Source organism: Gordonia sp. GONU (genome assembly GCF_024733855.1).
GTDB classification, from domain to species: domain Bacteria; phylum Actinomycetota; class Actinomycetes; order Mycobacteriales; family Mycobacteriaceae; genus Gordonia; species Gordonia amicalis.
The window spans coordinates 16,225-36,190 of sequence record NZ_JANRHB010000034.1 but is presented as its reverse complement, the minus strand read 5'-3'; the positions used below and the strand labels follow the sequence as shown (position 1 = coordinate 36,190).

The following is a 19,966-nucleotide window of genomic DNA, read 5'->3' as shown; positions in this document are numbered from 1 at the left end:
CATAGTCTATGGTGTGTTGTGAACCACAACAGTAGAAAAGTCGGAGGTTGCTTGCCTGCGATAACCGGGTGATCGGCCGGGGGTAAGCAATGCGACTTGCGATTCGCAATCAGGAGTGACGTGTACCCACCGTCGACCGTGCGTGACCGCCCCGAAGCCATCGCCTATGTGATGGCGGGGTCGGGGGAGCGCATCACCTACGCCGAGCTCGATCGACGATCGAACCAGCTGGCTCGATTCTGGCAGTCGCGGGGCGTCGGCCCGGGCGGCTCGGTCGTGTTGGTGATGGAGAACAACCTGGCCTGGCCGGTGGCGGTGGCCGCCGGGATGCGCAGTGGCCTCTACGTGACGCCGGTGAACTGGCACCTCAAGCCTGCCGAGTTGGCGGCACTCATCAGTGAGGACCGTCCGGCGGCGATAGTCACCAGCGTTGCGCTCGCCGAGCAGGTGGTCGCCGCGGTGGGCGGCACGACCGACGAGCACCCGGTGATCGTGTGCGCCGACGGGGCGGCCGAGGGGTGTGTCGAGTGGGATACGGCCCTCGCCGATCAATCCACCGACCCGCTGGAAACCGAGTTGCTCGGTGCGCGAGTGCTCTACAGCGGCGGGACCACCGGGCGCCCGAAACGGTTCGCCCAGCCACTGCTCGGAATACATCCCTCCGAGGCGCCGCGCCGACACTCCGGGCTGGTCGACAAGCTCGGGGTCGGTTCCGACTCTGTCCTGCTCTCCCCGGCACCCAACTATCACGCGGCGCCGTTCACGTTCCAACTGATCACCTTGGCTGCCGGCGGCACGGTGGTGTGTATGGAGAGGTTCGACGCCGCGGGGGCAATGAGGGCGATCGTTGACTACGGGGTCACCCACTCACAGTGGGTGCCGACCATGCTCGTCCGCCTGCTGCGTCTACCGGATCGGGAGTCCATCGCGCTCTCGCCCCGTCACCAGGTGGCCTTCACGTCTGGTGCCCCGTGTCCGCCGCACGTCAAGACGGCGATCTTCGACTGGTGGGGGCCGATCCTCCACGAGTACTACGGAGCTTCCGAAGGCTACGGCCACACCTACATCTCGCCGCTGGAGGCGCAGTCGCACCCCGGGTCGGTCGGCCGCCCCCTCGGTGCTGCCAGGGTGCACATCACCGACGCCGACGGCGCCGACGTCGACCCCGGCGAACAGGGCACAGTCTGCTTCGAGGCCACCGCCGGTTCCGGTGACGCGTCCCGTCCGGCACTGAAGCAGATGGGAGACATCGGGTACCTCGACGACGAGGGTTTCCTCTATCTCGTCGGGCGTCGTGGCTTCATGATCATCTCGGGCGGGGTCAACATCTACCCCGAGGAGATCGAGACGGCCCTGATGGCTCACCCCGCCGTCGCCGACGTGGCGGTGGTCGGTGTCCCGGATGCCGAGTTCGGCGAGTCGGTCAAGGCGGTCGTCGAGGTGCGCCCCGGAGCGGTGGTCACCGAGGCCGAGTTGATCGACCACGCGCGCGAGCACCTGGCGCACTTCAAGGCGCCCCGATCCGTCGGCTTCACCACCGACCTACCCCGCCTACCCACCGGCAAGCTCGACAAGCGCACACTGGTCGACCGCTTCGCCACCGCGGACGAAGGCGCCGGCCCCGGTTCGTCGAAGTTCCCCGATTCGCAACAGTTGCCCAGTCCGTCGACGTTTCAAGGAGAGAAAGTATGACGACGAAGACCTCAACCGCCGAATTCGATGTGCTGCACGCCCTCAAGGTGAAAGGACTCGCCAGTGACGAGGCCTTGGCCGCGCTGACGGGTCTGGCCTCCGACACACTGACCGCGACGGTCGATGCGCTCCGGGAAACGGGCTTCGTCCTGCGCCGTGAGGGCGGACGCATCTCCGGCACGATGATCACTCCGGCAGGCCGCGAGGAGTACGAGCGGTTGGCCACGGAGTTCGTGCTCGGTGATTCCGAGCGTGTGGCAGTGGATACGTTCCACGAAGCCTTCAGACCGATCAACGGCGACTTCAAGAAAATCTGCTCCGCGTGGCAGGTTCGTCCGGACGAAACGCCCAACGATCACACCGATCCCGACTACGACGCATCTGTCGTCGCCGAGTTGGGTGAGGTTCACGAGCGGGTCTCCGCTGCGCTGGATGCGGTCGGCACCGACATTCCCCGGTTGGGTCGTTACAGCGCCCGACTGTCGGTCGCACTGCAGAAGGTGCGCGACGGCGACACCGCGGCGTTCGCCCGTCCGATGTACGACAGCTACCACGACATCTGGATGGAGTTGCACCAGGACCTGCTGCTGACGTCGGGCCGCGAGCGCGGCGCCGGCGACGAGTGAGAACTCGGTCCGGCAGCAGCGACTGAGCCCCATATCGATTGAGCCGCCCGTCACCTGGTGACGGGCGGCTCAATCGGTGTACAGGTTGCTCGGCGCTGTCAGGCGAGTCGCGTTAGACCCAATGCGTCGTCCAATCGCGCCGCTGCGTCCGCGTCGCGAATGGGATCGCTGTCCGCGTCGACTCCGCGCAACGCCGACACCGAGACGAAACCGTCGGCCACGGCGGCACTGTCGGTGCCCTCGCGGAAGCCGGCGTCCCGCAGCACGCGATTGATCAGCAGTGCGTTCTTGGTGCGTGAGAGTCGAAGGGAGAACATGCTCCTGGCGGCGAGCGATGTCATCCGGATACCATGAAGGTCGGCGAAGTCGACGTCAGGAACATTGACGTTCAACGTCATTCGCGGGGTGTTGGATTCGGCGATCCAGCCGACGATGCGCTCGGTCACCGCTGCGGCGGTGTCGTAGCGGCTATGCGGGGCGAAGCCGGAACTGACCGCGATGCCGCCGACGCCGGCCACGCGCGCGGCGAGGACGGCCCCGACCGTGCTCGAGAACAGGATCGACCGTCCGGTGTTGTGGCCCTCGTTGATGCCGCTGACCACGAGCTCAGGCGGCGGTCCGAACGCGCCCGAGCAGAACGCGATTGTCGTCAATGCCGGCGGACAGTCCAACGCGAACACCGGGGTGTCACCGAGTTCGGCGAGCCGGTGCTCGGTCGTGGGAATCAGCGCGCCGTCCTCGATGGTGCCCAACGAACTGCCACTGCCGCTGCGCTCGGAACTCGGCGCGCCGACGACCACCTCGTGTCCTGCCGTGATTAGCGCCGACGCGACCGCGATCAACCCATCGGCGTCGTATCCGTCGTCGTTGGTGACCAGCACTCGCATCAGACTTCTCCTCTCGGCAGCCTGTCATCACCGGCGTGCCTGCCATAAATAGTGACTCACTCATCACATCTGTGTCCAGTGGAGATGGGACGTTCGGACGAAAGCGCGTGTTTGGACGGGTAATAGGCAGTCACAGGTGGTTGACAACGTGAGTGGTGTCACAGGATAATGTGACACAGCGTTCGCTAACCGACAAATCGGTGGCGCGATGCCGGAAGCGGTTCGAGGATTCGGCCGCTGGCTCAAGACGAAATGGAAGGACGCCCGGACACATGACTGCCTGGCCGATCTCGAACGAGACTTCGAAAATTTTCCCGCTGTACTCCCGCGCCAACGTCGGTGAGATCTTCCCCGACCCGATCACCCCGCTGAACGCTTCCCTCGGGTTCCAGCACACTCTTGAACCCGGATGGCGCGATGCGTTCATCGCGTGCGGGGTGTGGGACGACGACCTCTACGACGACTCGGTCGACTTCAACATCCTTCCGGCCTTCGGGAGCTACCTCTACATCAACATGTCCCTGATGCGCCTGTTCGGTGTGCGGGTACCGGGCATGGGCGCCGAGGCGGTCGACCTGCAGTACTTCGGCGACATGCCGGGCATCCCGAGCTACGAGAGTGAGAAGCGGGACTTCGACCAGAGCCCCGAGTACGAGGCCAAGGCCGACGCGTGGCTCGCCGAGCAGGTCCTCGGCGCGACCGACCTCGCCGCCTACGACGCCGATCGCGACGAGGTCGACGAGATCCGTCGAAATCGGCCGGACATGACCACGCTGTCCGACGCCGAGCTGGTCGAGCGGATGAATTCGTTCGAGACCCTCTTGCGTCGACTCTTCAAGCATCACATCGAGGCGAGCCTGAAGTCCGGTGTCGGGCTCGGTGCCATCGCACAGCTGGCCGAGGCGGTCGGTAAGCCGGAACAGTCCCTCACCCTCGTCGCGGGACTCGGCAACGTCGATTCCGCCGGCCCCTCGCTGCGTATGTGGGATCTCAGCCGTCGGGCTCAGCATCCGGACGTCGCGGCTCTGTTCGACGCAGGCACCAAGGGCCTCTACGCGAAGCTCAGGGCTTCCGAGTCGGCCGCGGTCGCGGAGTTCACCGCTGAGCTCGACACATTCCTCGCCGACTGGGATTTCCGTGGCCCCGCCGAGTGGGAGATCCGAGCCATCACCTGGGGTGTCGACCCGGACCTGGCCCTTGCAACCATCGATCGAATGCGCGATGTCTCGGATGACGAAGCACCGGAGGCGAAGTCCGCCGAGCGCGCCGCGCAACGCGATGCTGCAGCAGCGGCGATCCGCGAGACCCTGGCCGCCGACGCGGAAGCCTCCGCGCAGTTCGAGGCGGTTCTCAATGCGTCCGCGTTGTGGATGCGAGGCCGCGAACGAGGCCGAACAACCGCTGCCATGCTCATCCACGAGCTCCGTCTACCGGCTCTCGAACTCGGTCGTCGCTTCGCGGACAAGGGCGCGATCGACTCGAGCCGCCAGATCTTCATGGTGTTCGCCGACGAACTGCCGGACTTCCTCGAGAACCCGGAGTCCTACCGGGAAACCCTCGTGGAGCGGGAGAAGGTCTACCTCGACCTCTTCGATCGCACACCGCCGTTCGTCGTGGACGGCACCCCGCCCCCGGTCAGCGAATGGCCGCTGCGTTCGGAGTCGAGTGTCGCTGCCGCATCCAGCGGTGACACCATCACCGGCGTTCCCGCCTGTGGCGGCACTGCACGCGGCCGCGCCAGGGTTCTCACGAATCCCGATGATCCCTCGGCCCTGGAGCCGGGTGACATCCTCGTCGCACCGATCACCGATCCGTCGTGGACTCCGCTGTTCGTCGCCGCCGCTGCGGTCGTCGTCGACGTGGGCGCCCCGTTCTCCCACGCCGCGATCGTGAGTCGCGAGCTGGGCATCCCCTGCGTCGTGTCGGCCACCGAAGCCACCCGGCGGATCACCGACGGAGCCATGGTCGAGGTCGACGGCACCTCTGGCAGGGTCACTCTTCTCTGACCGGATTCGGCGCCCCCGAACCCGGGCGGCCCCGACGGACATCTCCGTCGGGGCCGCTCGTCCATCTGGTCCGGGTTCGTTCGTCGGCGGATCGTCAGACCTCGCGGTCGGCCAGCTCCCCGGCGTTGCGCGTCCAGGCGAGGTAACCGATGCCGACTCCGGTGAACCACACCGCGCCGACGATGAGCGCGATACGCCCGTCCTCGTCGAAGAAGAGCAATACGAAAACCATGACCAGGAAGGCGAGTGCAAGCCAGGTGGTGACCGGCGCCCCGGGCACCCGGTAGTCGGAGGCGGGTAATTCGCCTCGTGCGACCCGGCGCCGGAAGGCCATCTGACACAGCAGGATCGTCGACCAGATCACGATGATGCCGACCGTCGAGACCGCCGTGATGTACGCGAAGGCGTGTTCGGGGTCCAGCACGTTGACCACCACGCCGAGGACCATCACCGCAGCGCTCACGGCGATGCCCGCGGCCGGGACCTTGCGGCTCGACAGCTTCGTCAGCTGCTTCGGGGCGTCACCGGTGTGCGCCAGCGACCGCAGCATCCGGCCGGTGGAGTAGATACCCGAGTTGCAGGACGATAGGGCAGCGGTCAGCAGGATGAAGTTCACGATCCCCGCGGCTCCGGGGATGCCGATGTAGGAGAAGACGGACACGAACGGGCTCTCGCCCTCCTGGTAGTCCTTCCAGCTGCGCACGGACAGGATGACGATGATGGCGCCGACGTAGAAGATGCCGATGCGGAAGGGCACCGAGTTGATCGCTTTGCGCAGCGTGACCCGCGGATTCTCGGCCTCACCCGCGGTGACGCCGACCAGCTCGACGCCGACATAGGCGAACATCACGATCTGCAGGCTGAGCAGGGCATTGCTGAAGCCGGTGGCGAAGAATCCGCCGTCGTTCCAGAGATTCGTGACCGACGGTCCGGTCTCCGGGCCGAACCCGGAGATCGGGAGCAGCACGCCGATGCCGACGACGATCATGCCGACGATGGCGGTCACCTTGATCGTGGAGAACCAGAACTCGGCCTTTCCGAACAGCCCGACCGAGATGAGGTTCGCGCAGAACAGGACGAGGAGCGCGACCAGTGCGGTCAGCCAGACGGGGACCGCCGGCCACCAGTAGTTGATGTACTTGCCGGCGACGGTGATCTCGGCCATGCACGTGGTGGTCCACACGGCCCAGTAGGTCCAGCCCTGGCTGAACCCGGCGAAGCGGCCGAGGAACTCGTCGGCGTACTCGCTGATCCCGCCCGAGATCGGACGGTAGATCAGCAACTCGCCGAGGGCTCGCATCACGATGAAGATGGCCAGGCCTGCGAGTGCATAGGCGAGGACGAGCGCCGGTCCGGCTTTCTCGATCGCTCCGCCCGACCCGTAGAAGAGTCCGGTGCCGATCGCGCCGCCGATGGCGATCATCTGGACGGTGCGCGCGGTGAGCCCGCGCTGGTAACCCTCGTCTGCCTCGACGCCGGTTTCGGCGCTTCCGTGCTCGATCGTCACGTGGAGAACTCCTGACCGCCTTTGTGTTGGTTGGCGGTCCTCAGGGTAACGACGACCTCGCAGCCGGATTCACCAGCCTGAATTGTCGGATTCACTCACGCGGGACCAAATCGGGACCCCGCGTTGTTGCGCATGATGACGCCGGAAAGCTCTGCCAGATCGACGAGCGGCCGGCGTCGACAGGAGGAATCGTGAGCACCGAATACCGCAAGACCCCCGAGGCCCTGAACCGCCTCACCGACGCGCAGTTCCGCGTCACCCAGCGCGACGGCACCGAGCGCGCCTTCGACAACGAGTACTGGGACAACCACGAGCCGGGTATCTACGTCGACGTGGTCTCCGGCCAGCCGCTGTTCTCGTCCACCGACAAGTACGACAGCGGCACCGGATGGCCGAGCTTCACCAGACCCATCGACGCCGCCGCCGTGACGACCAAGTCCGATCGCACCCTGTGGATGCGACGCACCGAGGTGCGTTCGTCGGGGGCCGACAGCCACCTCGGCCACGTCTTCGACGACGGTCCGCGCGAAGCCGGCGGACAGCGCTACTGCATGAATTCGGCAGCGCTGCGCTTCATCCCGGCTAGCGACCTCGAAGCCGAGGGCTACGGGCAGTACGCCGGGCTGTTCCGCGACACCACAACCGCAGACACCCATACCGAAGGGGAGACCGCATGACCACCGACACCGGCCAGATCACCGTCCGACCCGGCACCGAGACCGCGGTCCTCGCCGGCGGATGCTTCTGGGGGATGGAAGACCTGATCCGCAAGCAGCCGGGTGTCCTCGACACCCGCGTCGGCTACACGGGCGGGCAGAACGACCACGCCACCTATCGCAACCATCCCGGTCACGCCGAGGCCGTCGAGATCGTGTTCGACCCGACGCAGACCACGTACCGGGACATTCTGGCGTTCTTCTTCCAGATCCACGATCCGACCACTCGTAACCGCCAGGGCAACGACGTCGGGACGAGCTACCGGTCGGCGATCTTCCCGCTGAGCCCGGAGCAGGAGCAGGTGGCCCGGGACACGATCGCCGATGTGAACGCGTCGGGCCTGTGGCCGGGTGCGGCCGTCACGACCATCGAGCCCGCAGGGCCGTTCTGGGAGGCCGAACCCGAGCATCAGGACTACCTGCTGAGGTATCCGTCCGGCTACACCTGCCACTTCCCGCGCGCCGATTGGGTACTTCCCAGGCGCGGTGCGTCGACCACGCCGTGACGTACCGGGGTCGCGCGGGACGTGTGCGTCTCCTTCACGCGCGCCCCGGTCCGGCGCCTTTCTGAGGTGCCAGAATCGTGCGCACCTGCCTGTGCCGACGTCGAAGGAGCCCTCATGACCGATGCTGACACCGGGAAGGTGCTCGTAGTCGGGGCCGTGAACGTCGACCTCGTCGTCGGTGCCGATCGGCTGCCCGGCCCCGGGGAGACCGTCGTCGGGCCGGACGTGGCCCGCCACGGAGGTGGCAAGGGTGCGAACGCCGCTGTCGCGGCGGCGCGATCAGGCGCGGCTGTCCGATACTGCGGCGCGGTCGGTGACGACGAGATGGGAGCGGGGGCTCTCGCGGAGCTCGCGGACGAGGGCGTCGACGTCACCGAGGTCACCCGGGTCGCCGGAGTCGCCACCGGCGCCGCGCTGATCGTGGTGGATCCGTCCGGCGAGAATCAGATCGCGGTGGGATCGGGGGCGAATGCGCGTGTCGACCCCGAGCGGGTACGCGCGGCCGTCGACCGCGCCGCGGACTGGGGAGTCGGTTGCGTACTCGTCAGCACCGAGATAGCCCCCGATGCAGCCATTGCAGCGGTGAAAGCCGCTGCGGAACTTGGTGTCCCGTGCGTCGTCAATCCGGCCCCCGTCCTCGACGAACTCGTCGGCGTGATCTCGGTTCCGGACATCCTCACCCCCAACGCCTCGGAACTGCGCGACCTGTACGTGCGGACGTCGGTGGTCGCGGATCATGACCGCATGACCGAGACCGAGATGGCAGTCGCCCTCGCGAAACACTTCGAGGTGACCGTGATCGTCACGCTCGGCGCCGATGGGTTGCTGGTCGTCGACCGCGCCGGTGCGACCGCCGTGCCGGCGGGCAGGGTCGAGACGGTGGTGGACACGACAGGTGCCGGCGACACCTTCAACGGCGTGCTGGCGGCTTCCCTTGCGGCCGGCGACGATCTCGTGACGGCTGCGCGGCGTGGTGCGGCAGCAGCGTCGTTGTCGGTGGTTCACGTGGGGGCGCGCACCGGGATGCCGACGGCGCCGGCGATCCAGCGCGCGGCGTCGGGAACCTAACGCGTCATCGGCTGGGGCCGCTCCATGTAGAGATGATGTTCGTCGCTCGGAATGAAGTAGTCACCCTTGCCGCCGGCGCGTAACAGGGGCCGGGGGCGCGCCGTGTCGTAGGTCAGGTCGTCATCGAGAAGCGCCGTCGAGATGTGCACCTTCACGACCTCGCCGAGGACCATCCAGGTGTCCACGGACTCGCCTGCGGCGGACCGCAGTTGGAAGGCCTCGGTGACCAGGCACTCGAAGTTGACCGGGCTCTGGGCGACCCGGGACGGGCGAACCAGGTCGGAGTCGACCGCGGTCAGGCCGGCGTGGTCGAACTCGTCGACGTCTGCAGGAAGCGCGGCGGAGGTTTGGTTCATCTGCTCGCCGATCGCCTCGGTCGCGAGGTTCCACACGAACTCACCGGTCGACTTGGCATTGGCGACAGTGTCTTTCCAGCCGATGCTGGCGAAGCCGATGATCGGAGGGGAGTAGTTGAAGAGGTTGAAGAAGCTGTAGGGGGCGAGATTTCGCACCGCGTCGTCGGACACCGTGGAGATCCAGCCGATGGGACGCGGCGCGATGATCGCGTTGAGGGGGTCATGGGCGAGCCGGTGGCCCGCGGCCGGCTCGTAGGAGTGGTACCCGGTCATCGCTTCACCGTACGTGAGTGCTGCATCGTGTCCCGGGGCAACACCGTCCGGGGACGAGGTGACGGCGCCGAGTACCCTCGACGAGATCGACGAGAGAGGTTGACATGGCTGGTCATGACACGACACCGCAGTTCACCGAGGACGTGGTGGCCGGGGTGCTGGCGCACATGAACGGCGACCACGCCGACGACTCGCTGGTCATCTGCCACGCTCTCGGACAACGACGCGACGCGACTGCGGCCGTGATGACCGGATTCGATCACGAAGCCGCGATCTTCGACGTCACCGTCCCGGAAGGGGTCGTCGAGATGCGATTCGAGTGGGACCGTCCGGTGGTGAACCGGACGGACGTACGCATGGCCGTGGTGGCGATGTTCCGGGATGCGCAGGCCCGCCTGGAGGCGACTCCGGAGAGATAGCTCACGCACGGATACCGCAGGGTCCAGACTTCAGTATCCTGAGGTGCGACTTGTCAGTGACAACGACGGGAATCGCGTGACCCTCTCCTCCTCCGATGCCAGGCTCCGGACGTTCGCAAATCTTCGGGACCTGGGTGGGCTGCCCCTCGCGTCGGGCGGTGTGACGGTGCCGAACGTGTTGATCCGCAGCGACGCGCCCTATCCCGCCGACGAGGACCCGGCGGGGGTGCCGTGGCCGCCGAGTACCGTCGTCGACCTGCGGAACCCCACGGAGATCGAGCCGATAGCCGTCACCTGGCCGTCGGCTGTGCGGGTCGTCAATCGGCAGGTGTCGTCGAGTGCGCGTATCGACCGGCTCGCCGACACGGCGCTCATCGAGATCTATTCGTCGGTCATCCGCACCGGGCAACACCGGCTCACCGCGGCTCTCAACGAATTCGATTCCACCGGTTCGACACTCGTGCACTGCGCGGCCGGCAAGGATCGCACGGGCATGGTCGTGGCGATCGCACTGCTCCTCGCCGGGGTCGAGGCGGATTCGGTGATCGCCGACTACCAGCGCACCGAGGACTTCATCGCCGGGGTCTTCGCACGATTGCGCGAGCGGCGCAGAATCCCGGCCGGCACCACACTCGCCGCTCCGATCCTGCGGACTCCGCGTGAGGCCATCGACCTCGTCATCGACGAGGTGACCGGCACGCCGGGCGGGGCCTGGGGATGGTTCGAGGCCCACGGCGGCGACGTCCCGCGCTTCGAGCGCTGGGTCGCCACCTTCGTCGGCTGAACCGGGTCTCAGACCCGCTCGAAGATCGCGGTGAGCCCCTGGCCGCCCCCGATGCACATGGTCTCGAGTCCGAAACGTGCCTCACGACGGTCGAGTTCACGCAGCAGTGTCGTCAGGATCCGCACGCCGGTCGCACCGACCGGGTGACCCAATGAGATACCCGACCCGTTGACGTTGGTGCGCTCGAAATCGGCGTCGGCGAACTTCCACTCTCGAGTGACCGCGAGCGCCTGGGCGGCGAAGGCCTCGTTCAGTTCGATGAGATCGATGTCGGACAGTTCGAGACCCGCCCGCGCGAGTGCCTTGGCGGTGGAGGGGACCGGGCCGATGCCCATCACCTCCGGGCCGACACCGGCGACCGCCCAGGTGACCAGGCGGGCGAGCGGATCGAGACCCAGGCGTTCGGCATTCGCCCGGGTGGTCACCAGTGTGGCGGCGGCGCCGTCGTTCTGGCCGCTGGCGTTGCCGGCGGTGACGGTCGCCTCGGGATCGGATCTGCCCATGATCGGGCGCAGTCGGGCCAGTGACTCCAGCGTGGTGTCGGCACGGGGATGTTCGTCGCGGTCGACGACCTGGTCGTCGCCTTTGCGCTGCGGAACCGACACCGGCACGATCTCTTCCGCGAACTTGCCGCTCTCGATGGCGGCCACGGCGCGTCGATGCGATTCGACGGCCAACTCGTCCTGTTCCCGGCGCGGGATCGAGTACTCGCGGCGGAGGTTCTCCGCGGTCTCGAGCATGCCACCGGGGACCGGATGGTTCTTTCCGCCCGCGGTGACGCGGCCGCGGGCCAGCCGGTCGTGCAGGGCGGCCGGCGCGCCCTTGGCGCCCCATCGCATCGATTCGGTGTAATACTCTGCGCGACTCATGGATTCGACGCCGCCGGCGATCACCAGCTCGGCGACCCCGGTCTGGATGCGCATCGCGGCGTCGAGTACGGCCTGTAGACCGGAGCCGCAACGCCGGTCGAGCTGGGAACCCGGCACGGTGACGGGGAGTCCCGCATCGAGTGCGGCGACGCGACCGATGGCCGGCGCCTCGCCATTGGGGTAACACTGGCCGAAGATCACGTCGTCGATACTCTCCGGGTCGATCGCGGTGCGTTGCAACAGTTCCGAGATCACCGTCGCGGCCAGGTCGGTCGCCGGGACGTCGACGAACGAACCGCCGTAGCGTCCCACGGGCGTACGGAGTGGCTCACAGAGCACGACGTCGTCGGCTGCGGGTGGTGCGGTGTTGACGCTCATGCGGGTGTTCCTTTGCGGTAGTCCACTTCCTGGCCTGACCACCGCTGCGCCCAGTCTCGCAGCTCGACGGCCCGGATCTTGGTTCCGTTGCCCCCGACCGTGGTCGGCATCTCCTCGATCACGTGTACGGCGGCAGGCACCTTGAATGCGGCCAGGCGGTCGCGGCACCAGGCCTTCAACGAGGCGGCGTCGAGGTCGGCGTCGGGGTCGACGGGTACGACGAAGGCCACCGCCTCGGTGTAACCACCAGAACCGGTGACCCCGACGACCTTCGCGGTCTGCACGTTCTCGTGTTCGGCGAGGCGGTGCTCGATCTCCGCCGGGTCGACGAGGAAACCTCGTAGCCGCAACACATCTCCCATACGGCACACATAACGGAAGCCGCCGGTGCCGAGGGTGCGCGCGAGATCGCCGCTGCGGAACCAGCCGTCGGTGGTGAATGCCCGCGTGGCGGCTTCCGGGTTGCCGAGATACGCGTCGACGACGTTGGGACCGCGGAACTGCAGTTCACCCTCCTCGTCGGCTCCCAGGATGCGGTCGTCGAACGGATCGACGACACGGACCTCGATGGCATCCTCCACCGGCCGGCCACCGCCGTTCCAGCGCAACGATTCCGGGTCGTCCGACGACCACAGCAGAGCGAGGGCGAAGACTTCCGACGAACCGAAGACACCGGTCGTCTCGGCGCCGGCCTCGTCACGCGCCCACCGGGCGATGTCATGGGACCGGCCGAGGAAGTCCGCGATGCCGAGCCAACGCAACGAACTCAGGTCGGTACGCCGGCCGTCATGCCAGGTGTCGTACAGGCGCCCGAAGAGGTCGTCGCCGCCGACGATGTGGGTCACACGCAGCGATTCGACTCGATCGAGGGCGGCCACCGCGTCGAAGACGGGCTCCATCAGGATGGCTGCGCCACCGGCGAGACCAGCCATGGCCGTGCTGAATCCGAAGACACCCGACACGGGTAGGACGCCGAGGACCACGTCGCCCTCGCGGACGTCCATGATGACGGAATCGGCATGCGCATGTCGGACGACGGCACAATCCCGGTGCGCGGCGAGCTTGGGGGTCCCGGTGGAGCCCGAGGTCGTGAATGCGACCCCGAGTTCACCGGTGTCCGCAGCGCGCTCACCCGCAGGTGTCCATGCCGCCGTCGACGGGGTCGCGGGTGCGTGAACGCCGGTGGTGTCGCCACTTCCGGCGATCCAGGCTCCCGCGCCGAGATCGAAGTCGGACGGCGTCGCGGTGGGACTCAACGGCCCGGGGACGACCGCGATCGCGGGAACGGGATCGGCCGCCGAACTCGCATCGCGCAAGGTGCCGGAGATGTCGAGCCCGTGGAACTGTGCGGGGACGGCGACCACCACGGGCCGCGCCGAGTTCAGGATGTGGGCGACCTCGCCGACGTTGTACCGGGTGTTGACCCCGATGACGTGCGCACCGACGGCCGACGCGGCGAACTGCCAGACGAGCGCGTCGGACCAGTTCGGCAGATATACCGCCAGACACTGGCCTCGACGGACACCGATGTCGGACAGCTCTTCGCGCAGCTGCTCGACTCGTCGCGCGAGTTCGGATCGGGTGAGGGTGATCACCTCGCCGTCGGCGACGTCCATCGCCACCGGACTGTCCGGGGACTTCTGGACGAGGTCGGCGAGCATTCCCGCGAGCGTGGGACGGGTGGTGACGGTCATGACACGACCTCCGGGGTGCGCATGCCGGACGACAGGGACCGCAGCCAGGCGTCGGCGCGTGAACCGAAGTCGGGGAGCTCCTCCATCGGATAGTGGCCGTATCCGGCCAGCTCGGTGAACTCCGCACGCGGACCGTCGAGTTCGTTGATCTCGTCGGCGGCTCGGCGGACGGCGTCCACACTGATCCACGGATCGTCGGCGCCGCAGACCAGGTGCAGGCCACAGGTGAGTTCGGTGAGCCGGTCGCGGACATCGTGACTGCCCCAGCCGATGAGATCCGACGAGGAGATCTCCGGGTCCTCACGTTTGTGCATGAGGCCGATGAGATGTGCCCGCGCCGCAGGCACCGCCCGTCCTACGGAGGCCAGGCTGCCGAGGTAGGTGCGGTCCGCGCGGGCGGGCCCGGCGACATCCTCGAGTTCGCGTCGTAGACCGGCGATCCTGACCCGGCCCGGCCCGGTCTCGGCGGCCATGGCGACGGCCCCGGCGAGCGGGTACTCCGGCCGCGTCGCCAGTTCGAGCGTGAGTTTGCCGCCGATGGAACACCCGATGACATACGGCCGCTCGACGTCCAGACGCCGAAGGACGGCGGTGAGCCAGTCGGCGTAGTCGCCGAGGCCGGTGATCGGGCCGGTTGGGCAGGGCTCGGAGCGTCCGTGACCCGGTAGGTCCGGGACGATGACGCGGTAGCCGCGGTCGGCGATGTCCTGTGCGGCACAACGCCATTGGACGCCGCTCTGTCCGGCGGTGTGGATGCACAGCACCGTCGGTATGTCGGCGACGCGTCGGCCCGGCGCGGTGGGGTCGGCGGTGACGATCTCGACGAACGCCAAGGCGCCCTGGATCTCGAGGTAGCGTGCCTCGATCATGAGTGCACCTCCCGCGCCATCGCTCGCGCGTTCTGGATGATCGCGTGTAACGGCTTGGTCAATCGCAGATACTCGTATCCGTTTCCGGCTGAGGAGAACTCACCACGGAGTGCGCGACGCATGAAGTCGTCTGAGTCGGACAGCATCAGATCCACCCAGGTGACAGGGGCCGCTTCGAAGGTGAACGTGGCACCCAGGAGCGCGCGCCGCGTGACGTCGATGACCTGGCCCTTGTAGATGCGCAGGTGCACTTCGCGGTTGCCGCACCGCAGTCCGACGGTGCCGTCCCAGGTGGAGACCGACGACGTGAACGCGGCGTCGTGATGCAGGCGTCCACGCAGTTGCTCACCCCACTCGATCGAGCAGAAGTCAAGCGACGGAATCACTTCGGTCCGGATCTCGGTACGCCAGGTCTCCGTCCCGGATTCGCGAACCCGCCCGGTGTCGTCGAGCAGCCGGACCTCGCGGTCGATGCCGTCGGGTCCGACGCGGGTCACGACGGTGGTGGCGTGGACACGGTCCGACCCGGTGATCGGCGTTGTGGCCGACCAGGTGACGCCGACCCGTTCGGCAGCCGGGACCGGGTCGGTCAGCCACTCCGCCACCACCATCCCGAACGACGGTGAACGAGCGGGGATGCGGAGCCCGTGGCGGTCGAGGACATCGGCGGCCGGTTCGGTGCCGGTCGCGGTCCGGACGCCGACGCGGATCGATGCGAGGGCGGAGCTCATGACCCGGCCCTGCCCAGCAACTCGTCGGAGATGATCCGCATCTGGATCTCGCTGGTGCCTTCGAAGATCTTGGTGAGACGTGCGTCGCGCCAATGACGTTCGACCTGGAAGTCGGTGGTGTAGCCGGCGCCACCGTGGATCTGGACGGCCTCGCTGGTCACCCGTTCGGCCATTTCGGTGGCGACGAGTTTGCACATGGAGGCCTCGAGCGAACAACGCCGGCCGGTGTCGATGTCGGTGGCGACCGAGTACATCAACTGCCGCGCGGCCTCGATGTCGGCGGCCATCGTGGCGATCTTGAAACGCAGGTGCTGGAAGTCCGCGAGTTCGTGGCCGAACTGCTTGCGGGTGTGCATGTAGGCGATGGAGTCCTCGAGTGCGGCGCGGGCCAGGCCGATCGCGCGAGCCGCCGTGTGGGCACGACCGACCTCGAGCCCGCTGACCGCGAGGTAGAAGCCCTTGCCCTCCCCGCCGAGCATGCGGTCGGCGGGGATGCGGAAATCGTCGAAGGACAGTTCCCAGGTGTTCCAGCCGAAGTAGCCGATCTTACGGACCTTGGTGCCGGAGATGCCCTCGGGGAACACGCCGCGATCCTTCTCGACGAGGAAGGCGCTGATGCCGCGATGCGGTTTGGCCGGGTCCTTGTTCGGATCGGTACGGGCGAACAGCACGAGGTAGTCGGCCTCGTCGGCATAGGTGCACCACATCTTGGTGCCGTTGACGACCCAGTCGTCGCCGTCACGGGTCGCCCGGCAGGAGATGTTGGCGACGTCGGAGCCTGCCTCGGCCTCGGAAAGCGCATAGGCGCCGAGGTATTCGCCGCGCGCCACGCGTGGCAGGAGTGCGGACTCCTGCTCGGGGGTGAATCCGCCGCCCATGCCGTTGCCGCGCGCCAACAGTCCCGACACGCTCATCCACGCACGCGAGAGTTCTTCGGCGACGAGGCAGTATTCGAAGACGCCGAGCCCGAGGCCGCCGTGCTCCTCGGGAATCATGATGCCGAAGAACCCGACCTCGGCCATCGCCTTCTTGAGCGTGTCGGGGATGGTCCCCTGGACGGGGTCGAGCTCGTTGGCGACCGGCAGCACCTGCTTCATGGCGAAGTCGCGGGCGAGGTCGCGGATGGCGATCCGATCCTCGGTCAGGTATCGCGGGCTGTCGGTCCGGGGCTGTGACGGCCGATGGGTCATGGCCTTCTCCTGGTGAATGCGGGCCGGAGTGAACCGGGTCGTACTCGCCGGCCACTCATTAACGTGCGTTCACCATTAGAGCACCGGGTCAGCCCGCGGTCAATGCCTGACCGACGTCTGGGCGGTATCCGGCGAGGTTGAGGGCGTACTGGCCGTAGTCCTCGGCGACCTCGGACGCGGTCCGCGGCCCGTCCGGGCGGAACCACACCGGGATTCCGGCGCACATCAGGAGAACCGCGGTGACAGCCTGGTGTACGCGGTCGATGTGGAATAGCCCCTGATCGACCGCTCTTTCGGCGATGTCGATGAACTGCTGCTCCTGGGCGTCGCGCGAGCCGACGACACGCTTGCGGTCGATCTCGCCCAGGTAGCGCAGTTCCGTGTTCGCGACCAGACATTCGCGCGGCTTCTGCGCGGTGTAGAGGGCGTGTGCGACGACGGCTGCGCGCCACTGTTCGACGGGGTCCTTGCCGGCCCGGCGGATCGCGTTGCGGGTCGCGGTGAACTGCTCGTCGCTCGCGGTGCGGAGGATCTCGACCAGCAGATCGGACTTGTTCTCGAAGTGGTTGTACACGTTTGCGGCGCTGCAACCAGCGCGATTACCGATGGTGCGCATCGTCGCGCCGTGAAATCCGGCGGTGAAGAACTCGTCGAGCGCGGCGTCGAGGATGCGGTCGCGGGATGCGGCGGTGGCCGATGGCGATCGGGTGTTCATCCGCTCAGGGTAGGGCGGTGCGGTTCCACCAGCAAGGAAGCGGATCGCGGGTTGGTTGACGCTCTCAGGCGACCCGGCTTATGGTGTGGATCACGTGAACAATCGTTAATATGCTGCGCTGTCCGTCGACGAACTCTGGAGCATGAGCATGAGCACCGAACCCGATCTGGCCGCGCGGTTGACGCGCCTCGAGGATCTCGAGGCGATCCGCGCACTGGACGCGCGATATTGCCGTCACCTCGACGACGGGAACTGGGATGACCTGATGACTCTGTTCACGGACGACGGTGAGTTCGACGGCCTGTCGAACCCGCGGGGCAAGATCGAGATGCGCGCCTTCTTCGCAGGTCTCGCCGACGGCGGCCTCACCTCGTTCTGGCACTTCATCACCAACCTCGAGATCGAGATCGACGATGACACGGCTGTTGCCCGGTCATTTCTCTGGCAGCCGTGCGTCCTCGACGGTGTCGCGTCGATCGCTGCCGGTCGCTACACCGACGAGCTGGTCAAGCAGGACGGGCGGTGGCTCTACCGCGTGAAGAGGGTGCGCTTCCATTTCTTCGGCCCGCTCGCCGACGGATGGGACGAGAATCGGTTCGCGCTCGACTCGGCACATGCCGCGGCGGTCAATCCCTGATCGGGCCGTCGCGTACCGGTGAGTGGGGGAAACCACTTCGCGTCCGGCCGTCGTCGGTAGGGTCGGCCAGTATGCAGTCGGTCGACTGATCACGGACCCGACATCTACGGCAGACAAGGATCGGCATGGCGCGTTTGGCGGACAAGGTTGCGTTCATCACGGGCGTCGCCCGAGGACAGGGGCGAGCCCACGCGGTACGGCTCGCGTCCGAGGGGGCACAGATCATCGGCGTCGACGTCGTCGGACCGCTTCCGGGCGTTCCGTATGATCCGGCCACCGAGGACGATCTCGCCGAGACCCAGCGTCTGGTCGAGGACCTCGGCGCCAAGGCCATTCTCACCCGCTGCGACACAAGAGATCTCGACGGTCTTCGGGCGGCGGTTGCCGATGGGGTCGAGGAGCTCGGCGGGCTCGACGTCGTCGTCGCCAACGCGGGTATCTGCATCCCCGAGACCTGGGACGAGGTGACCCCGCAGAGCTTTCGCGACACCATGGACATCAATGTGACCGGCGTCTGGAACACCGTCACCGCCTCGGCTCCCCACCTCATCGGCCGTGGCGGGGGATCGGTCGTCCTGATCAGTTCGCTCGCCGGGAAGAAGCTGCAGCCGTTCATGGTTCACTACACGACGAGCAAGCACGCGCTCGTCGGGATGTCGCGCGCCTTCGCCGCGGAGTTGGGGCAGCACGACATTCGTGTCAACACCGTCCATCCCGGCGCGGTGATCACGCCGATGGGCTCGGGCCGCATGGTCGAACGCATCGAGGAGACGAACAAGGCCAACCCGCGCCTTGCCGGGATGGGCATGACATTCCTCAACCAGTTCGCCGCCGAGGCCGACGAGGTCGCCGGCGTGGTGGCCTTCCTGGCATCGGACGAGTCGAAGTTCATCACCGCCGAGGAGATCTCGATCGACGGCGGCGCGCAGCATTTCTGATACGCGGCGCGCGGCTTTCAGGTGGTTCCGCGTGCCATCAGCTCGACCGGCAGGCGCCGCGACTCGACGTCGCGTCCCGCGATCAGATCGAGCAACCCGCGCACCGCGGTCTGCCCGATCTCCAGGGCGGGGGAGTGGATCGTGGTGAGCGGCACCGGAAGCTGCGCGGCGATCGGGATGTCGTTGTAGCCGACGAGGGCCAGGTCCTCGGGGACACGTAGTCCGAGGTCGCGGGCGACGCCGAGCACACCGACGGCGATGGTGTCGGACACCGCGAAGATCCCCCGCGGCCGGTTCGGTGCGTCGAGCAGAACCTGCCCGGCCTCGGTGCCGCCGCGCACCTCGAAACTCGATGCGACGACCCGAGAGTCGGGAAGTTCGATACCTGCCGCCGTGGTCTCGGCCCGGAAGCCGGCGAGTCGATCCGTTGCCGTCGTCGCGTGGGCCGGACCGGCGATGACGGCGAGGTCGGTGTACCCGCGATCGATCAGGTGCCGTGCGGCGAGGGCGCCGCCGCGCACGTCGTCGCCGCCGACGAAGGGGAGTCCGGCGTCTGCGTGCCGGGTCAGGGTCAGCATCGGTACGTCGCCGACCCGCAACGAGGCGATGAACTTCCGGCCCGGGCGATGCAATCCGCTGAGGAGGAGACCGTCGACCTGCCGTCCCACGAGCAGTTCGATAGCCGCACGCTGGGCTTCCGGGTCGTCGGGCGGACTGGACAGGAGCACCGAGTAGCCGGCGCGGGTCGCCTCCTGCTCGATGCCCTGGTAGGTCGTGGCGACCACGCCGTCGGTGAGTCGGGTCATCACGACGCCGAGGGTGGTGGTCTTGCGGGTGCGGAGACTCGCCGCCCACAGATTGCGCTGGTAGCCCAGCTCGTCGGCGACCTCGCGGACCCTCAGTGCCGACTCCGACCAGCCGTCGGCGGGTTCCGACTGTCGCAGCACCCGGGACGCCGTCGACACATGGACCCCCGCGCGTCGGGCGATCTCCTTGAGCGTCGGCGTCCGCTGACCACCGGCCACGCTGGTCCCCATTCCTGTCGAGTGCCTCTGTTGACGCTGCGCGTCGGACCCCTTACGTTAGTCCATGCAAACGTTCTCGC

20 protein-coding genes are annotated in these 19,966 nt (G+C 67.3%); 10 read left to right on the top strand and 10 right to left on the bottom strand.

Annotation, left to right across the window (positions count from 1 at the left end):
* Positions 1 to 120 precede the first annotated feature (120 nt).
* Positions 121 to 1,692: an AMP-binding protein gene (locus tag NWF34_RS21300; RefSeq protein WP_258326014.1), complete on the top strand. Its 1,572-nt coding sequence runs from the start codon at positions 121 to 123 to the stop codon at positions 1,690 to 1,692.
* The gene (locus NWF34_RS21295; protein ID WP_258326013.1) at positions 1,689 to 2,318 is read left to right on the top strand and encodes a MarR family winged helix-turn-helix transcriptional regulator; all 630 of its coding nucleotides are present in this window, start codon (positions 1,689 to 1,691) and stop codon (positions 2,316 to 2,318) included. Before NWF34_RS21300 ends, NWF34_RS21295 begins: the two co-directional genes overlap by 4 nt.
* Positions 2,319 to 2,416: 98 nt before the next feature.
* On the opposite strand, the gene surE is transcribed toward NWF34_RS21295, so the two are convergent.
* A complete protein-coding gene (gene surE, locus NWF34_RS21290) occupies positions 2,417 to 3,205 on the bottom strand; it encodes a 5'/3'-nucleotidase SurE (protein WP_258326012.1) in 789 nt (262 codons plus the stop codon).
* A 272-nt stretch (positions 3,206 to 3,477) separates the two neighbouring features.
* Here surE and NWF34_RS21285 point away from each other — a divergent pair, with 272 nt between their 5' ends.
* Positions 3,478 to 5,211 carry a PEP-utilizing enzyme gene (locus tag NWF34_RS21285; RefSeq protein WP_024499644.1) on the top strand — a complete coding sequence of 578 codons (1,734 nt, stop codon included), beginning with the start codon at positions 3,478 to 3,480 and terminating at the stop codon, positions 5,209 to 5,211.
* Between the two features lie 94 nt (positions 5,212 to 5,305).
* Here NWF34_RS21285 and NWF34_RS21280 read toward each other — a convergent pair whose 3' ends face one another.
* Positions 5,306 to 6,718: an amino acid permease gene (locus NWF34_RS21280; protein ID WP_159405776.1), complete on the bottom strand. Its 1,413-nt coding sequence runs from the start codon at positions 6,716 to 6,718 to the stop codon at positions 5,306 to 5,308.
* Positions 6,719 to 6,909: 191 nt separating this feature from the next.
* Between NWF34_RS21280 and msrB the strand changes: the two genes are divergently transcribed.
* The 3 genes from msrB to NWF34_RS21265 all read left to right on the top strand — a co-directional run bounded on the left by msrB (position 6,910) and on the right by NWF34_RS21265 (position 9,008).
* Positions 6,910 to 7,395: a peptide-methionine (R)-S-oxide reductase MsrB gene (msrB, locus tag NWF34_RS21275; protein ID WP_258326011.1), complete on the top strand. Its 486-nt coding sequence runs from the start codon at positions 6,910 to 6,912 to the stop codon at positions 7,393 to 7,395.
* A complete protein-coding gene (msrA, locus tag NWF34_RS21270; protein ID WP_024499647.1) occupies positions 7,392 to 7,940 on the top strand; it encodes a peptide-methionine (S)-S-oxide reductase MsrA in 549 nt (182 codons plus the stop codon). The genes msrB and msrA overlap by 4 nt, the downstream gene beginning before the upstream one ends.
* Positions 7,941 to 8,054: 114 nt before the next feature.
* The gene (locus NWF34_RS21265) at positions 8,055 to 9,008 is read left to right on the top strand and encodes a PfkB family carbohydrate kinase (protein ID WP_258326010.1); all 954 of its coding nucleotides are present in this window, start codon (positions 8,055 to 8,057) and stop codon (positions 9,006 to 9,008) included.
* On the opposite strand, the gene NWF34_RS21260 is transcribed toward NWF34_RS21265, so the two are convergent.
* Entirely contained in the window at positions 9,005 to 9,637 is a 633-nt protein-coding gene (locus NWF34_RS21260) for a flavin reductase family protein (RefSeq protein ID WP_258326009.1), read from the bottom strand. The genes NWF34_RS21265 and NWF34_RS21260 overlap by 4 nt on opposite strands.
* Positions 9,638 to 9,741: 104 nt before the next feature.
* On the opposite strand from NWF34_RS21260, the gene NWF34_RS21255 reads away from it, so the two are divergent.
* Both NWF34_RS21255 and NWF34_RS21250 read left to right on the top strand, forming a co-directional pair.
* A complete protein-coding gene (locus tag NWF34_RS21255; RefSeq protein WP_258326008.1) occupies positions 9,742 to 10,056 on the top strand; it encodes a DUF2470 domain-containing protein in 315 nt (104 codons plus the stop codon).
* A gap of 76 nt (positions 10,057 to 10,132) precedes the next feature.
* Positions 10,133 to 10,840: a tyrosine-protein phosphatase gene (locus NWF34_RS21250; RefSeq protein ID WP_024499651.1), complete on the top strand. Its 708-nt coding sequence runs from the start codon at positions 10,133 to 10,135 to the stop codon at positions 10,838 to 10,840.
* Between the two features lie 8 nt (positions 10,841 to 10,848).
* Here NWF34_RS21250 and NWF34_RS21245 read toward each other — a convergent pair whose 3' ends face one another.
* The 6 genes from NWF34_RS21245 to NWF34_RS21220 all read right to left on the bottom strand — a co-directional run bounded on the left by NWF34_RS21245 (position 10,849) and on the right by NWF34_RS21220 (position 17,286).
* Positions 10,849 to 12,087, bottom strand: a complete 1,239-nt coding sequence (locus tag NWF34_RS21245; RefSeq protein WP_258326007.1) for an acetyl-CoA C-acetyltransferase — start codon at positions 12,085 to 12,087, stop codon at positions 10,849 to 10,851.
* Positions 12,084 to 13,781, bottom strand: coding sequence for an AMP-binding protein (locus NWF34_RS21240; protein WP_258326006.1), 1,698 nt, complete (start codon positions 13,779 to 13,781; stop codon positions 12,084 to 12,086). The genes NWF34_RS21245 and NWF34_RS21240 overlap by 4 nt, the downstream gene beginning before the upstream one ends.
* Complete coding sequence (locus tag NWF34_RS21235; protein WP_258326005.1) at positions 13,778 to 14,650, bottom strand: alpha/beta fold hydrolase; 873 nt, start codon at positions 14,648 to 14,650, stop codon at positions 13,778 to 13,780. Before NWF34_RS21235 ends, NWF34_RS21240 begins: the two co-directional genes overlap by 4 nt.
* Positions 14,647 to 15,381 (bottom strand): hypothetical protein, encoded by a 735-nt coding sequence (locus tag NWF34_RS21230; protein WP_258326004.1) that lies wholly within the window; start codon positions 15,379 to 15,381, stop codon positions 14,647 to 14,649. The genes NWF34_RS21235 and NWF34_RS21230 overlap by 4 nt, the downstream gene beginning before the upstream one ends.
* The gene (locus NWF34_RS21225; protein WP_159405784.1) at positions 15,378 to 16,571 is read right to left on the bottom strand and encodes an acyl-CoA dehydrogenase family protein; all 1,194 of its coding nucleotides are present in this window, start codon (positions 16,569 to 16,571) and stop codon (positions 15,378 to 15,380) included. Before NWF34_RS21225 ends, NWF34_RS21230 begins: the two co-directional genes overlap by 4 nt.
* An 88-nt stretch (positions 16,572 to 16,659) precedes the next feature.
* Entirely contained in the window at positions 16,660 to 17,286 is a 627-nt protein-coding gene (locus tag NWF34_RS21220) for a TetR/AcrR family transcriptional regulator (protein WP_159405785.1), read from the bottom strand.
* A 148-nt stretch (positions 17,287 to 17,434) separates the two neighbouring features.
* Between NWF34_RS21220 and NWF34_RS21215 the strand changes: the two genes are divergently transcribed.
* Both NWF34_RS21215 and NWF34_RS21210 read left to right on the top strand, forming a co-directional pair.
* A complete protein-coding gene (locus NWF34_RS21215; protein WP_159405786.1) occupies positions 17,435 to 17,923 on the top strand; it encodes a nuclear transport factor 2 family protein in 489 nt (162 codons plus the stop codon).
* A 125-nt stretch (positions 17,924 to 18,048) separates the two neighbouring features.
* Positions 18,049 to 18,861, top strand: a complete 813-nt coding sequence (locus NWF34_RS21210; protein ID WP_024499659.1) for a mycofactocin-coupled SDR family oxidoreductase — start codon at positions 18,049 to 18,051, stop codon at positions 18,859 to 18,861.
* 17 nt (positions 18,862 to 18,878) lie between these two features.
* Here NWF34_RS21210 and NWF34_RS21205 read toward each other — a convergent pair whose 3' ends face one another.
* The gene (locus NWF34_RS21205) at positions 18,879 to 19,898 is read right to left on the bottom strand and encodes a LacI family DNA-binding transcriptional regulator (protein ID WP_159405787.1); all 1,020 of its coding nucleotides are present in this window, start codon (positions 19,896 to 19,898) and stop codon (positions 18,879 to 18,881) included.
* Positions 19,899 to 19,966 lie beyond the last annotated feature (68 nt).